This window comes from Bacteroides sp. GD17, assembly GCF_038448625.1.
Lineage (GTDB): Bacteria > Bacteroidota > Bacteroidia > Bacteroidales > Bacteroidaceae > Bacteroides.
Genome location: NZ_JBCEZS010000006.1, coordinates 87,989 through 102,951, shown reverse-complemented (window position 1 = coordinate 102,951; position 14,963 = coordinate 87,989). Strand labels below are relative to the sequence as shown.

Below are 14,963 nucleotides of genomic sequence, written 5' to 3'. Positions count from 1 at the left end.
GATTAAAATCTTTCTTTTCCCCACAACTTCTGCATCCATTCTTTGTGCTTTTGTTCGGCAGCATTCAGTTGTGGTTCCCAGATGCGCCGGTCTTTCAGCTCGTCCGGCAGGAATTGCTGCTTGACGAAGTTGCCGGGATAGTCGTGGGCATATTTATATTTGTCTCCATATCCGAGCTGTTTCATCAGCTTGGTGGGAGCATTGCGCAGATGCAGCGGCACGGGCAGATTACCCGTTTCGTGCACAAGTTCCAGGGCATTGTTGATGGCCATATAGGCCGAATTGCTTTTGGGGCTGGTGGCGAGGTAGATGGTCGTTTCGGCCAAAGGGATGCGTCCTTCGGGCCATCCTATTTTCATAAGGGTGTCGAAGCAGGCATTGGCAAGCAACAGGGCATTGGGATTGGCAAGCCCGATGTCCTCGGAAGCGGAGATGACCAGGCGACGGGCTATGAAGGCAGGGTCTTCGCCGCCCTCTACCATACGTGCCAGCCAGTAGATGGCGCCGTCCGGGTCGCTGCCGCGGATGGACTTGATGAAGGCGGAGATAATATCGTAGTGCATCTCGCCGTCTTTGTCGTAGGCAAGCGGATTCTGTTGCAGGCGTTCGGTCACCATTTCGTCGGTGATGACAACGGGATCTTCTACTTCGGACTCTACTACGAGTTCGAGGATATTGAGCAACTTGCGTGCATCTCCTCCGCTGAAGCGGAGCATGGCGGTGGTTTCGCGCAGTTCGATCTTTCTTTCTTTCAGCACGATGTCGGTGACGATGGCGCGTTGCAGTAATTCCAGCAGGTCGTCTTTCTCCAGCGACTTCAGGACGTAGAGCTGGCAACGGGACAGCAACGGACGGATGACCTCGAACGATGGGTTCTCCGTCGTAGCGCCTATCAGCGTCACGGTGCCTTGTTCTACCGCTCCCAGCAGCGAGTCTTGCTGAGACTTGCTGAAGCGGTGGATTTCGTCGATAAACAGTATAGGGCTGGATTGAGAGAAGAAGCGGTTGCTTTTGGCGCGCTCTATCACATCGCGCACGTCTTTTACGCCGCTGGTCACGGCACTGAGTGTGTAGAAAGGAGTTTCCAGTTTGTTGGCAATGATCTGTGCCAGCGTCGTCTTTCCCACTCCCGGCGGTCCCCACAGTATAAACGAAGAGATACGCCCTGCGTCAATCATCTTGCGCAGCACTGCACCCGGTCCCACCAAGTGTTTCTGACCGATGTAATCATCCAATGTTTTAGGCCGAAGCCGCTCTGCTAATGGAGGCATAGTATTTTAGAAAATCATTAATATCATGAATCGTATGCCACCCTTCTTGACGCCCGGAATGTCGGTATAAGTCAGTCGGCGGACATATTCGATATGCAACAGCTTGAAGATATTGTAGATACCTACACTGGCTTCAACATAAGGAGTGTCGCCCATAACGTGGCTGGTGGGTACACCGTCGCGCATAGGGAACAAGAATAAATCGGAATTGTTGCTCTTGTACGGGTTATTCTTATCCGTCAAGGTTCCCCAAAGGCCACGGACGCGGAACATTTCTCTCCACTTCAGCTTTTTGAGGAGCGGAATGCGGTTGAACAACTTGCCGTTCATGTCATAACTCAAGTTGAGTGAAGCGTAACGGTCGTTCAGGAACTCCATATTATCGATGAGGTTAAACGATTCGTTGTTTTGGGTGATATACGAAAGGTTTGCCATCGGCAGGTTCAACAGCGGGAAGGGGACAGTGTTCCACTGGGCACCACCGCGGACGGTGACGTCCAGTTTACCCCATGACCCGAACCAGAAGCGCTTGCGGATGCTGGCTTCCGTCAGGTTGAAGTTGTATTCTCCACCCAGCACGCCTTTGAAACCGGTGGTGTGGGAGAGGGTGAAAGTAGGAGCATCCAGCGATACGGGTACACGCCGTTGCTTGGTGTTGACGAAGGTCTCACCGGGAGCGTAGCGCAACGTGACGCCCAATTCCGTGGTGGTAATGTCGTGCACCAATGTATTCTTTTCATCCCATTGACCGGGGATGTCACCGTTGTTTTTCCAATATTGCAGCATTCCTGCGGGCTGGTCGTTGCGGTGGCGCGCCATGGCTTTGACGGAGAAACCGGTGTTGGTTTCCAACTCGTAAGTCAGGGTGGCGTCGCGCATGTAGGACATCTGGTCTACTGTAGTCCATTTCCAGCCGACAAACAAGTTATCCTTATCTGTAGCCAGGTATTTATCCATCGGAGACATGACGTCGTAAGTATATTGGAAGGCAAGATAATGCTTGGGGAACTCCCAAAGTACGTATTCTCGTTTATTGAACGAGTAGGCTGCCTGTCCGGAGTAGAACCATTTCTTATCCTTCGTACCGTAGGCGCCGTATCCGCTGAAACTCCAATGCGGGTCGAAGTTACCGGTGGTCATACCGCTGAGACGGAAACGCGTACCGTTCACGTAGTTGCTGGTGATGGTGGTATTGATAGGTCCGAAGTCGAACTTGCTGGGGTGCTTCCGGCTGCCCGTTTCCACGAAGTTCTCAATCAGTGCTTTGGCACCGAAGATAACGTATTTGAAGCCCGGTATCTGCTCTATGCGGTTCATGAATACGTCCATTGTGCTCTCTTTCTTGGTGAGCGGTACCTGGCGTGCTTTCGCCCAATATTCGTCACTCTTGGAGAGCATGTTCGCTTCTTTGATGACGCTTCCTTTCAGGCGGAAAAGGCGGGGCTCAATTTCTTCGAATTTATAATCGGTATACTTGGTGGTTCGCTGCACTTCCAGTCCTTGTGTACCTTTGACGAAACTGAGTTCTACAGTCATGTCGTCATCGGTCAATACCCAGTTGCTGTCGGGCAGTTGCTCGAACTGCTGCACGATGTCGAGGTTTTCCACGAAGTTGACGCCGGTCTTCTTGGGCAGGTTCATGATGCACTTCTTCACGGCATAGGTAGAGTCTTTCACAACGTAGAGATGGCCTGTGAAGCCGAAGTCCTGAGAGTTTTGTGGCACGAAAGTTAGATGCACGCATTCCTGCTTGTCTACCATCAGTGTATCCATCAGGTAATATTTGTAAAAACTGATGGCTCCACGTCCGATAGGACTGACGAAACGGCGTTGCAGCAGGCGGATGTCGTCATCGTAGATGTTGATGTCGGAGAAAACATCGGTAAGGATGGTTCCCAGCATGTCGCCCGTATTGAAGAATTCTTCGATACCGTTGGAGTTCATACCTTCGATGATGGTCTTTTCGCTTTTGGGATTTTTGCGATAGATGGTCTTTGAAGCCGTCTCCTTGATGGAGATGGGCAGGATCATCTTGTTGGTTTTGGGCGATAGTTCGACTTGGTCTTTGAAGAACGAGAATTTCTTGTAGATGCCTTTTTCCATCTTCTCCGGGGTGACGTCGTTGATGGACATCTTCATCTTTTCGTACTTCTGGTACTGATAGTAGTCGTTCTCTTCGAGTTTCAGCGCCTTCTTGTTCTCGATGACTTTCCGCATGAAGTCCACAGCGGGATTGTTCTTGCGGGAATATTTCTCTTTCTGGGGTTTCACCACGACTTCGGAGAGCAGGATGTCGTCAGATCGCATTTTGACGTTGAGTACTTTGGTGCCGGGGGCGAATTTTACTTTCTTGGTGACGTAGCCCACGGCCGAGAAGGTCAGTTCGTCCCAGCCTTTACGGGTTTCAACCTGGTATTCGCCTTTTGCGTTGGAGATTCCGCCTACACCTTTTCCCTCGTACTGAACGGTAATATACATCAACGGTTCGTTCGTGAGGGAGTCTGTAATAACCCCTTTTATCTGGGCAGATGCGCCGATAGAGGCGAACAGAGACAGCAGAAAAAAGAGGAAAGTGATATATCGTTGCTTCATACGTTTCATAATCAGGCTGCAAAGTTAGCAAATTACTGTTAATCGAGAAGCAAATATAATCTAAAGAAATAAGAGGAATGTTTAAGTTGTGAACAATTTAGAATTCATCTTACTTTGAATGATATATCCTCAGGATGCTCCGTTGAGCAGCGTCTGTACGATACGTTCTGCCGTTCGTCCGTCCCAGCGGTCGGGCAGGGTGGTATGCTTCCATTCGCCATGCAGCAGCTTGTCGAGTGATGCGGAGAGGGCAAAGGAATTTTCGCCTACCAGTTCGTTCGTGCCGATGCGCCAGGTTTCGGGATGTTCGGCATAGGTGTTGAGGGTGATGCAAGGAACGTCGAGGAAAGTGGCCTCTTCGGCTATGTTGCCCGAATCGGTGACGATGCCTTTGGCTTGGTTGATGAGGAAGCCAAAGTGCAGGTAGCTTTGCGGAGGCAGGATGTGCAGATTGGGCGCACTCAGTCCCAGCGACTTCACAGCCTTCTCTACGTAAGGGTGCAAAGGGGCGACGATGGGCATGCTGCCGGCTTTCTCAATCACGGTCTGCATCAGGGAGTGCAGCACGGCTTTCTTTTCCAACAGGTCGTGGCGGTTGAGGGTGAGCAGCAGATAGTTGCCTTTGCGCAGGCCCAGAGTGGAGAACCATACGGGCTGTACCAGGCGGTGGCGGTTATAGCGGATGGTATCGATCAGGATGTTGCCCACGTAGTGGATGTATTCCGGTATCATGCCTTCTTGGTTGAGGTTGCGGTTGGCCACCATGCCGGCGGTAAAGAGGTAATCGGAGATGGCATCTACGATGGTGCGGTTCACTTCGCGGGGCATGTTCATGTCGAAAGAGCGGGTACCGGCAATGACGTGTGCTACTTTCAGTCCACGCTTCTTGGCTACGATGGAGCAGCTCATGGTGGCGGTCATGTCGTCTACCACCAACACTACTTGCGCGGGGTTGGCATCCAGTTCTTTCTCGAAAGCCAGCATGATGGAGGCAGCTACCTGCGAATGGTCGTGTCCGCTTACGCCCAAATAAGCATCGGGCTTCCTCATGGCAAGGTCGGAGAAAAGCGAGGCATCCAGACTGGTGTCGTCCTGCGTTCCGGTGTAAACCAGGCGGTAAGAAATGTTCTTTCCTGCCTCTCTTGCTGCGTCGATGGCGCGGCAGATGGGGGCTATCTTCATGAAGTTGGGGCGTGCGCCCGATACAATCGTTATTTTCATTGTTATAGTGTTGAAAATTGATGAGACAAAAATACGTTTTCTTAGGGAAATTATTTGTTACTTTGCCGACAAATTAACTGTAATATGCCAACATTTGTTCAGATACTCGATTTTATCGGTACGTTTGCCTTCGCTATCAGCGGCATACGTCTGGCTTCGGCCAAGCGCTTCGATTGGTTCGGGGCGTATGTGGTAGGTTTTGTAACGGCCATTGGTGGCGGTACGATACGCGATTTGCTGCTGGATGTCACTCCGGGCTGGATGACGGACCCTATTTACTTGATTTGTACCGGACTGGCTCTGCTGTGGGTGATCCTTTTCGGCAAACATCTTATCCATCTGCACAACACGTTCTTCATTTTCGACAGCATCGGTTTGGCGCTGTTCACGGTCGTTGGTGTGGGCAAGAGCCTCGCGCTGGGCTATCCTTTTTGGGTAGCCATCATCATGGGTAGCATCACCGGAGCTGCGGGAGGTGTGATACGTGATGTCTTCATTAACGAAATCCCGCTGATCTTCCGAAAAGAGATTTATGCAATGGCGTGCGTGGTGGGCGGTACTGTCTATTGGCTGTGTGAGCTGGCAGGGATGGAAGCATTTCTTTGTCAGATTATAGGCGGTGCATCGGTGTTCGTTACACGTATTCTGGCAGTGAAGTATAAGATTTGTCTGCCCATCCTTTCGGGGAATGAAGATGTAGAGCAGGAATAGTCATTTTATATAAAAATCCCCGGCATTTGCTACTGAAATGCCGGGGATTTGTTTTAGAACATGGTATCTTTCGTATTGAACAATTTGCGTTCGCTCAGTTTCACTACTTTTCCATATTTACTTAGTTTGTCCGTATCAATATCCTTCGGATTTCCGATGATACCGATGCAGTAGGGCTTGCCCTTGATGCTCTGTTCATAGAACTTCACGATGTCGTCGAAGGTCAGCGCATCGATCTTCGGCAGGTTCTCCTGGGCAGGGTCTCCCTTGTAGCCTTGGCGTTCAAAGATCTTCAGGTATTGTGCTTTGTCGCGGAAGTCGGGATGACTGGTCAGGGCTTCCTGACGCAGGTAGCTCTTGATGTTGTCGATGCGTTCCGGATTCTTCGGCATATCGGTGAGCAGACCCATAAATACGTCCATGGCATCGTTCACCTTGTCGTTCTGTGTACCGATGTGACCGTACATGTAGGTCTGGTTACCCGGCAAGGAAGGAGTCATGATGTACGTTCCGGCATAGTATGCCATAGAACGTTTCTCGCGGATTTCGTTCATCATCAGTCCACTGAAACCACCGGAGAAATATTGGTCGAAGGCATCACGCAGTACGTCGTCTTTCTTGTCGTATTTGTCCATCGGCAGATAGAGGAAGATTTGAGCTTGCTCTGCATCGGAGTTTGGCAGGAAGTAGATCGTATTTTCTGCAACAGGGGCCAGCGGTTTATCTTGTGGAGAGACGCTGGGGCGTTCGTTGGCTACTAACGGCAGGTTCTTGCTGAGGATGTCGTAGGCGTTTTCGAACGGCAACGTTCCGCAATAGAAGATTTCGGCTTCATAGTTGGAAGCACGGTTGATGTCGCCGGTCAATTCCGAGATTTGCAATTCGATCAGTTCCTTGTCTGTCAGTTCATCGATGTAGGAAGATTTGTCCTGGTAGCGGATGTATTGCGACAAGGCGTTGGCAAGTGTATTCACATTGTCCTTTCGTTGCTGGCGTTGTCCCATTTGCGAGCCTTTGATGCGGCTCAACTGTTTTTCGTCCAGTTTCGGCATCAGGATTTGGCGGGAGAGGAGTTGGCAGGCTTGCGGCAGTGTTTCTTCATAGCCTCTCATCATGATGTAGAGGTAGTCGTCGCTTGCCCAAACCTGGCAGGCTGCGTTCAGTTTGCTGAGTTCCTCTTTCAACTGTTGGGGTTCGTAGGCACCCATGATGCCGGCATTGTTCATCAATTCGGCAGCAAAACCGAGTTTGGGGAATTCGCGTTCGCCCACACCGTAGCGCAAGGTAAGGCTGAATACGTTGTTCTCGGGATTTTGCGTGTAGTACATCTTGGAACGGTCGTTCAGCTTTTGGGTTTTCACATCGCTGAAGTCGATGAACTTCTCGTCTACATGTCCGATAGGCATGCTCTTGAACTGCGTGGCATAGAGCGATTGTTTGCCTACAGGAGGTTCAACGGGCTTATATCCCGGTTTCTTTATCTTGTTGCTCTTGTCCAGCTTACCTTTTTCTATATAGAGAGCCAGATAGTCGTTGGTCAGGTATTGCTTTGCCACACGCTTGATGTCTTCGGTGGTGACGGCCATTACTTCTTCTTTGTAGTTGAGTACCTTACCCAAATCTTGTTCGTTGATAAAGGCATCCAGCAAGACGTCCCCTTTGTAGTCGTTGGACTCCATGCGGAGGTCGAAGTCGCGGCACATATTGTTTTTGATGGCTTCGATCTGCCACTCCTCAAATTCACCGTTGGCAATCTTCTCGATGGCTTTCAAAGCCTTCTTCTCAGTGCTCTTGTTGGATTCGAAGCGACGCTGGTTTTCATCGTACAGCGGAATGCACTGGATGATGTTACGTCCTTGTTCGCGCAGCGTTAACGGATAAGCGCTTCCGTTAGTGATTTCTCCGTCGATGGTCAGCTTGTCCAGTGTACCCGTATGGCTGTTGTTACTCAAGAGCGACATAGCCATTTCGAGAGGCTTCTCGTCGGGATGGCCGGAAGGTACACCTTTATATATTAGGCAGACGCTGGGATTATAGCCTATCTTGGCAGAATATTGGGTACGTCCTTTGATGTTCAGGTCGGGATAGGTCTTGCGTTCGGGAATGTCTTTCTTCGGCAGGCGTCCGAAGGCGGCGTTGATTCGTCCGGTTATCTGCTGGGCTTTCACGTTTCCTACCAGGATGAGGACCATGTTTTCGGGAGAATACCAGTTGTCGTAATATTCGATCAGTTTGCTTAGACGCGGGTTTTTCAGGTGCTCGGGCAGTCCGATGACATCGCGCGAGTAGGGATGTCCTTCGAATGCTTTGCTGCGGATAAAGTTACCTTGTACGCTGCTCGGATTGTCCTGATACATATTATATTCTTCATATACATTCTCCAGTTCGGACTGGAAACTGCGGAAAATGGGATGTATGAAACGCTGTGAGGAGATCTCCAGCCACTTGTTTATCTGATAGGCAGGAAAAGAGTTATGATATACGGTATAGTCGAAGCTGGTTCCGGCATTCAGTCCTTTGCCGCCCATACTTTCAATGAGGTCGGAGAATTCGGTAGGTAGTCCTACTTTGCCCTGCTCTACGGTCAGTTCATTGATTTCCTTGTTGATGGTTTCTTTCTTGGCAGGGTCGGTTTCGGCTGCCATTTCGTCGTATTTGGCGATGATTTTGTTATAGATAGGCTCTTCGGCCGCCCAGTCCAATGCACCAATTTTATCGGTGCCCTTAAACATGACGTGTTCCAGATAGTGGGCAAGTCCTGTATACTCTGCCGGGTCATTTACGGAACCGGTACGAACACCGACGAGACCGTATACGTCTGATTTCGTGTCGTCTTCCCATATATATACGGAAAGACCGTTCTTTAGCTTGAATGCTTTCAGTCCTTGTCCGAAGGAAGGAAGGGCAATGGCAACAGCAATCAACAGAAGAAACGACTTAAGTTGAGATGTTTTCATAAATAAAGTGTTTTTATAAAATAAAGTGTTTTTCTTATATGTAGGCAAAGCTATAAAAAAATCACATATAAATTACGAAATGTTCGGAAAAAAGATAGTTATTAGGTGGTAATATCGCCCAAAAACTATCAAATGCAGGGGTAAAAACTGTCAATTGATAGTTTTTACCCCCAATAAAAATCGTATTCCGTCCCCTGAAACATCAAATCTTCCTTATACTTGCAACCGTAAAACCTAAACCAATATTAACCATTTTAAAAATTGAGCAAAGTATGAATACTTACAGTTTCAGAAAAGATTTACTTGCAGTACAAGAAGAGCTGCTTCGCTTTGCATACAAGTTGACAGCCGACCGGGAAGAAGCGAATGATTTGTTGCAAGAAACATCTCTTAAGGCTTTGGACAACGAAGACAAGTTTGAACCCGATACAAATTTCAGAGGTTGGATGTACACCATTATGCGTAATATCTTTATTAATAATTATCGGAAAATAGTTCGTGAACAAACATTTGTAGATCAAACTGACAATCAATATCATTTGAGTATGCCACAAGATTCGGGCTTTGCAAGTACCGAAGGTGCTTACGATCTGAAAGAAATGCACCGCATTGTCAATTCCCTGCCACGCGATTATAAAGTTCCTTTTTTCCATGCATGTCTCCGGCTTCAAGTATCGCGAAATAGCCGAACGTCTGGGCTTGCCGCTCGGAACCGTGAAAAGCCGGATCTTCTTCACCCGCCAGAAATTACAGGAGGAATTGAGAGATTTCGTCTGATAATTAGTGATCGGTTACGGATTGTTAGTGTCAATATGATATTAAACATATCTTTTGGTGTAAAAATAAGAGGATTATTCTTGACTATATGTCAGAATAATCCTTTATATTTGTATATGTTAAGTTAACCGAAAAGAAAATCACTTATTATTGACTATGATGAAAAAGGAAATTAAATTCAGTCTTGTTTACCGGGACATGTGGCAATCTTCCGGTAAGTATCAGCCCAGGGTAGACCAGTTGGTGCGCATTGCTCCGCTAATAGTAGAGATGGGCTGTTTTGCACGAGTTGAAACCAATGGAGGTGCCTTTGAGCAAGTGAATCTGTTGTATGGCGAGAACCCCAACAAAGCGGTGCGGGCTTTTACCCGGCCTTTCAAAGAAGCCGGTATTCAGACGCACATGCTGGATCGCGGGTTGAATGCACTGCGTATGTATCCTGTTCCGGCAGATGTACGCCGGTTGATGTATAAAGTGAAGCATGCGCAGGGAGTAGACATAACCCGTATCTTCTGCGGACTGAACGAGACACGGAATATTATTCCTTCCATCAAGTACGCTCTGGAAGCGGGGATGATACCGCAGGCAACGCTTTGCATTACCTATTCTCCCGTACATACTGTGGAGTACTATGCTGAAATAGCCGATCGGCTGATTGAGGCCGGAGCACCCGAAATCTGTCTGAAGGACATGGCCGGTATAGGCCGTCCGGGTATGCTGGGCCGGTTGGTCAGAACCATTAAGGAAAAACATCCTGAAGTATTGATACAGTATCACGGACATAGTGGTCCGGGGCTGTCTATGGCCTCCATTCTCGAAGTCTGTGAGAATGGTGCCGATATTATTGATGTAGCTATGGAACCTATGTCGTGGGGTAAGGTGCATCCCGATGTAATCTCGGTGCAGGCCATGCTGAAAGATTTAGGTTTCCAGGTGCCCGATATCAATATGAAAGCCTATATGAAAGCCCGTGCCATGACGCAGGAGTTTATCGATGATTTTCTGGGTTACTTCATGGATCCTACCAACAAGCACATGTCTTCGCTTCTGCTGAAGTGCGGCCTGCCCGGTGGTATGATGGGCTCTATGATGGCAGACTTGAAAGGTGTGCATGCAGGCATCAACATGATACTGCGCGGCAAAAACGAACCTGAACTCAGTATTGACGATCTACTGGTGATGCTCTTTGACGAAGTGGAATATGTATGGCCTAAGTTGGGTTATCCTCCTTTGGTTACTCCATTCAGCCAGTATGTGAAGAATGTAGCCTTGATGAACCTGATGCAGCAGGTGAAAGGTGAGGAACGCTGGACGATGATAGACAACCATACCTGGGACATGATTCTGGGCAAGAGTGGACGTCTCCCCGGTACTTTGGCTCCCGAGATCGTAGAATTGGCCAAATCCAAAGGCTATGAGTTTGTAGATACTGACCCGCAGTTGAACTATCCGGATGCTCTGGACGAGTATCGCAAGGAGATGGACGAAAACGGTTGGGAGTATGGTGACGATGACGAAGAGCTCTTTGAATTGGCTATGCACGACCGCCAGTATTGTGATTACAAGTCGGGCGCTGCCAAGAAGCGCTTCGAGGACGAACTGCAACGTGCCAAGGATGCTGCCATGGTCAAGAACGGGTATTCGGAAGAGGAGATAAAGAAACTGAAACGTGCCAAAGCCGATCCTATCATTGCGCCTGCCAAGGGGCAAGTGCTTTGGGAAGTTTCCGTGGAAGGCCCTTCTTCGGCACCTTTCATTGGGCGTAAATACCAACACGATGAAGTTTTCTGCTATCTTTCTACCCCGTGGGGAGAATACGAGAAGATATTGACCGGATTTACGGGACGCATTGTAGAAGTATGCGCTCAGCAGGGCGATGTAATCAATAAGGGTGATGTAATAGCCTATATCCAGCGGAGTGATATTTTTGCATAAGGCGTTGGCTGTATAAAACGAAGCGAAGAATCTTCTTCCCTTTATATAAAGGAGAGTAGATTCTTCGCTTTGCTTTTACTCTTTTCCCAGCTTCAGCGGGAGGACGAATGTAAATGTTGTCCCTACTCCCAATTCGGAAGCCACTGAAATACTTCCTCCTAAGCGCTCGATGATGGTTTTGCAGATGGATAATCCCAGTCCGGTGCCTTGGGCAAAGGTATTCACTTTGACAAAGCGTTCGAATATACTGTTCAACTTGTCCGCTGCAATGCCGATGCCTGTGTCGGTGACATGAAATACAACCTGATCTCCCTCACGCCGGTACCCATAACTGATGCTTCCGCTTGTGGTGAATTTGAAAGCATTCCCCAACAGATTGGATATGACTTGGAAGATACGGTTCTTGTCTCCATCAATCACAATACTCTCGTCCGAAGGTTCGTATATCAGTTCGACACCTGCCGGGGAACGGAAGATGTGTGCATCGTATATTTCTTTGCAAAGCAGATGAAGGCACACCGGAGTGATGGTGAATTCTACGATGCCCGATTCAATCTTCGACAGATCGAGGATCTCATTGATGAGTTGTAGCAGGCGTTCGTTGTTTGCCTCTACAATTTCATAATAGCTTAACCGTTCTTCGGCATCAACACTTTCGGCAATGATGCGTGAGAAGCCTACGATGGCATTGAGTGGCGTACGTATTTCGTGGCTCATATTGGCGAGGAAAGCCGATTTCAACTGGTCGGATGCCTCTGCTTTTTCTTTGGCAACAAGCAGTTCGCGTTTCATCTGTTCCATCTCTGTGATGTCCCATTCGATATTCAGTAGGATGGGAGGGAAGTCTTTGCTTTCTATCTTCATCTTCCGCTTGTCCAGATAGATGGGTTTACCGTTTCCGTCATACTCTTCTGCAATCCAGTGCATCTCTTTGCCGGTCTTGGCTATTTCAATGTCCTGTGCTCTTTTCTCTTGTGCCTCTTCCAGAGGGTAGAAGTCGAAGTCGTCTTTGCCCCAGGCGTCCTGCATGGGGATGTTGCGGTTGTAGGATTCGCGGTTACGGTAGAGGTATTTGAATCCGTTATTGATATCTTTGACAACAATGCCTGCCGGAAGATTCTCAATGACTTTATCCAGGACCTGATTGAACAGTTTGATTTGCTGTTCGTGCCGGATGCGTTGGGATATGTCCCGGCCAAATGCCCATAACGTTTCTTCACCCTCGTCGCTGGTCACCCAATAAGCGTTGCCTTCGTATGCCAGTATTTCGGGATGCTCCTCCAAGGGCTGGTAAATGATAAAGCTGTTATTGTCCGTATCCTTTTGGATGGAGGTCATCATGTTTTGCCATACTTGCCGGTTGCCGTTGTTGGACGATATAAGATCGGGGAATTTCAGCTTTGTAATATCTTCCGTATTCCCTATATTGTGATGCTCCTTGAAGCGTCGGTTGGCAAAGACCAGTGTGCCGTCTTCGCGTGCGGCGAAGATATCTTCGGTGGAGTTGTTTATGGCATGTGTCAGCAGATTGATGTCATTGCGTCGTTTCTGGATATCGGTAATATTTTGTATATATCCTTCCAGAACGATATTCCCATCTTCGTATTGTTCGCGTGCAAAGGTTTTTAGGCGGACATAGAATATCTGATTATTGAAATGGATGCGGTAGTCTACACTGTCTTCTACATCTCCTTCCAGATTTCGCGTGAGCCAATTGTTGAAAGAGACCACATCTTCGCGCAGAATATGTTGCACATACGTCTCAAGTGGTATTGTTTGTTCGTCTTCAGTGCACATAATGTCAGTGTGCCCCCGGTAGCTGAAGAGACGCTGTTCCTTTTCATAGCGCCACATGCCGATGAGGGCGGCTTTCTGTATTTCGCTGAGTTCGCGGTTTCTTTTTTCAAGTTCCCGTTTGCGCTGGCTTCGTTCTGTTATGTCGCGATATTGGCAGAGTACCATATCGTCGTACGGGTACATGATGCACTTGAAGAAGTAGGTAGTGTTGCCCAAAGCCATTTCGTAGTTGTTGACAGAACGGACTTTGTGCTCCAGTACCCTCTTGAAGTCCGGATAGACTTGCTGATAAGTAGCTGGAGGCAGCAGTTGAAACAGGTCTTTGCCCAGCAGTATTTCTTCTGATATAAACCAAAGGTTTACATTGTGGATTGCAATGTCTACGCAGATGCCATTTTTATCCAGAAGAATCATGGTGTCTGACGTTAACTTCAGCAGTCTTTCGGCATTCCCGGTATTTTTTAGAATACTTTCCATCTTGAACGTGTGTAGTGATTGTTTGCTTGCTATGCTCTTTTTGCCTTCTCCCACGCGCCGCTTGCACTTCCTTTCCGCTTGCGCAAGTAGTTGAATCCTCTGATGACGTTTATGTTCATAAAGAGGAAATAGTAGGGGATAAAGAGTATTTTGTTTTTGATTTGTTTGGTCGAGAGGTAATAGCCCCAACTCCCCATAAGGTAGAAAAGCACTTGCAATACCAAGATGACGGCGTATAAACAAGATGCATCTGCCGTGAAAAGGAGCGCGATGTTGAGGGGAAGTAACAGAAACAATAAGATAGGAGTGAGCGACCAGCGCAGCACCCGGTGTGAAATATACTGGAAACAGAATGTGCCGTAACGGAAAGGATTCAGCAACGGACGCAGACGCCAGATGGATTGTAATCCCCCGGCGGCAATACGTACTTTGCGTTTCTCTTCTTCGCGCATGTCTGCCGAACCGCTTTCAACGGCATAGGCATTGGCGCAGTAGGCAATGGTATATCCGTGCATGACGATGCGCAGAGAGAGTATAAAGTCATCGAGCAGCGTATCCGTCTTCATCTCCTCGAACAACCCGCAGCGGATGGCAAACAGTTCGCCTGCCGCACCTACTGCCGAGTAGAGACGTGAGTCGAGTGCTTTGAGTGTGGATTCGTATTTCCAGTACAAGCCTTCACCACCGGAGGCGGCATTATCTTTCGTTTGTACGGCAATGCGCTTTTCGCCTGCCACGCAGCCTACTTTAGGATCGGTAAAGGCATGTACAATCTCTCGCAAGGCCTCCCGGTTGAGGTGGGTATTGGCATCGGTAAACACAACGAGAGGGGTTTCTACAAAGTGCATGCCTCGGTTCAGTGCAGCAGTTTTGCCTTGGCGTTGGGGCTGATGGAGAACGGTGGCTTGCGACCAGTGTGAGAGGCGTTCGTTGGTATGGTCATTACTGCCGTCGGTCACCCATAGGATATGGAGTTTGTCAGCCGGGTAATCCAGTTCAAGGCAGTTGCGCATCTTTTCGTCTACAACTTCTTCTTCATTATAGGCTGCAATAAATAAGGTGAGTTCGGGCAGTGCTTCGTCGGCAGGCATCGGACGGTGGACGGGTTTATGGAAGCACTCTTTTATCTTAACGAGAAAATATAAGAGTATTCCATATCCCATATAGGTGTAAAATACTATAAACAGGCTGATCCAGAAGTTTATTTCGACAGTTTTCATTGCGT

The 14,963-nt window shown here is 48.5% G+C and carries 7 protein-coding genes and 2 pseudogenes; 3 read left to right on the top strand and 6 right to left on the bottom strand.

Translation table 11 applies throughout. The annotated features are described in order from the left end of the window. Window positions 1-2: 2 nt before the first annotated feature. From AAE250_RS11260 to AAE250_RS11250, 3 genes are all read right to left on the bottom strand, one after another. The gene (locus AAE250_RS11260; RefSeq protein ID WP_294601053.1) at window positions 3-1,271 is read right to left on the bottom strand and encodes a replication-associated recombination protein A; all 1,269 of its coding nucleotides are present in this window, start codon (window positions 1,269-1,271) and stop codon (window positions 3-5) included. A 6-nt stretch (window positions 1,272-1,277) separates the two neighbouring features. After that, entirely contained in the window at window positions 1,278-3,863 is a 2,586-nt protein-coding gene (locus tag AAE250_RS11255) for a DUF5686 and carboxypeptidase-like regulatory domain-containing protein (RefSeq protein WP_294601033.1), read from the bottom strand. Between the two features lie 129 nt (window positions 3,864-3,992). Continuing rightward, window positions 3,993-5,084 carry a UDP-N-acetyl glucosamine 2-epimerase gene (locus AAE250_RS11250; RefSeq protein ID WP_294601031.1) on the bottom strand — a complete coding sequence of 364 codons (1,092 nt, stop codon included), beginning with the start codon at window positions 5,082-5,084 and terminating at the stop codon, window positions 3,993-3,995. Between the two features lie 84 nt (window positions 5,085-5,168). On the opposite strand from AAE250_RS11250, the gene AAE250_RS11245 reads away from it, so the two are divergent. Beyond that, a complete protein-coding gene (locus AAE250_RS11245; protein ID WP_294601029.1) occupies window positions 5,169-5,795 on the top strand; it encodes a trimeric intracellular cation channel family protein in 627 nt (208 codons plus the stop codon). A gap of 53 nt (window positions 5,796-5,848) precedes the next feature. On the opposite strand, the gene AAE250_RS11240 is transcribed toward AAE250_RS11245, so the two are convergent. Then, window positions 5,849-8,752 (bottom strand): M16 family metallopeptidase, encoded by a 2,904-nt coding sequence (locus AAE250_RS11240; RefSeq protein WP_294601027.1) that lies wholly within the window; start codon window positions 8,750-8,752, stop codon window positions 5,849-5,851. 272 nt (window positions 8,753-9,024) lie between these two features. Between AAE250_RS11240 and AAE250_RS11235 the strand changes: the two are divergent. Both AAE250_RS11235 and AAE250_RS11225 read left to right on the top strand, forming a co-directional pair. Then, window positions 9,025-9,529 (top strand): annotated as a pseudogene (locus AAE250_RS11235) (RNA polymerase sigma factor). Between the two features lie 159 nt (window positions 9,530-9,688). After that, window positions 9,689-11,464 (top strand): oxaloacetate decarboxylase, encoded by a 1,776-nt coding sequence (locus tag AAE250_RS11225; RefSeq protein ID WP_294601080.1) that lies wholly within the window; start codon window positions 9,689-9,691, stop codon window positions 11,462-11,464. Window positions 11,465-11,554: 90 nt separating this feature from the next. Here AAE250_RS11225 and AAE250_RS11220 read toward each other — a convergent pair. Both AAE250_RS11220 and AAE250_RS11215 read right to left on the bottom strand, forming a co-directional pair. After that, a pseudogene (locus tag AAE250_RS11220) lies at window positions 11,555-13,738 on the bottom strand (ATP-binding protein); the annotation flags it as partial. Window positions 13,739-13,767: 29 nt separating this feature from the next. Beyond that, entirely contained in the window at window positions 13,768-14,958 is a 1,191-nt protein-coding gene (locus tag AAE250_RS11215; protein WP_342288905.1) for a glycosyltransferase family 2 protein, read from the bottom strand. Window positions 14,959-14,963: the final 5 nt, after the last annotated feature.

Excerpts from the sequence above, each read along its gene's own strand:
- AAE250_RS11225 (WP_294601080.1), top strand. The coding sequence starts at position 9,689 with ATGAAAAAGGAAATTAAATTCAGTCTTGTTTACCGGGACATGTGGCAA.
- AAE250_RS11240 (WP_294601027.1), bottom strand. The coding sequence starts at position 8,752 with ATGAAAACATCTCAACTTAAGTCGTTTCTTCTGTTGATTGCTGTTGCC.
- AAE250_RS11260 (WP_294601053.1), bottom strand. The coding sequence starts at position 1,271 with ATGCCTCCATTAGCAGAGCGGCTTCGGCCTAAAACATTGGATGATTAC.
- AAE250_RS11250 (WP_294601031.1), bottom strand. The coding sequence starts at position 5,084 with ATGAAAATAACGATTGTATCGGGCGCACGCCCCAACTTCATGAAGATA.
- AAE250_RS11215 (WP_342288905.1), bottom strand. The coding sequence starts at position 14,958 with ATGAAAACTGTCGAAATAAACTTCTGGATCAGCCTGTTTATAGTATTT.
- AAE250_RS11245 (WP_294601029.1), top strand. The coding sequence starts at position 5,169 with ATGCCAACATTTGTTCAGATACTCGATTTTATCGGTACGTTTGCCTTC.
- AAE250_RS11255 (WP_294601033.1), bottom strand. The coding sequence starts at position 3,863 with ATGAAGCAACGATATATCACTTTCCTCTTTTTTCTGCTGTCTCTGTTC.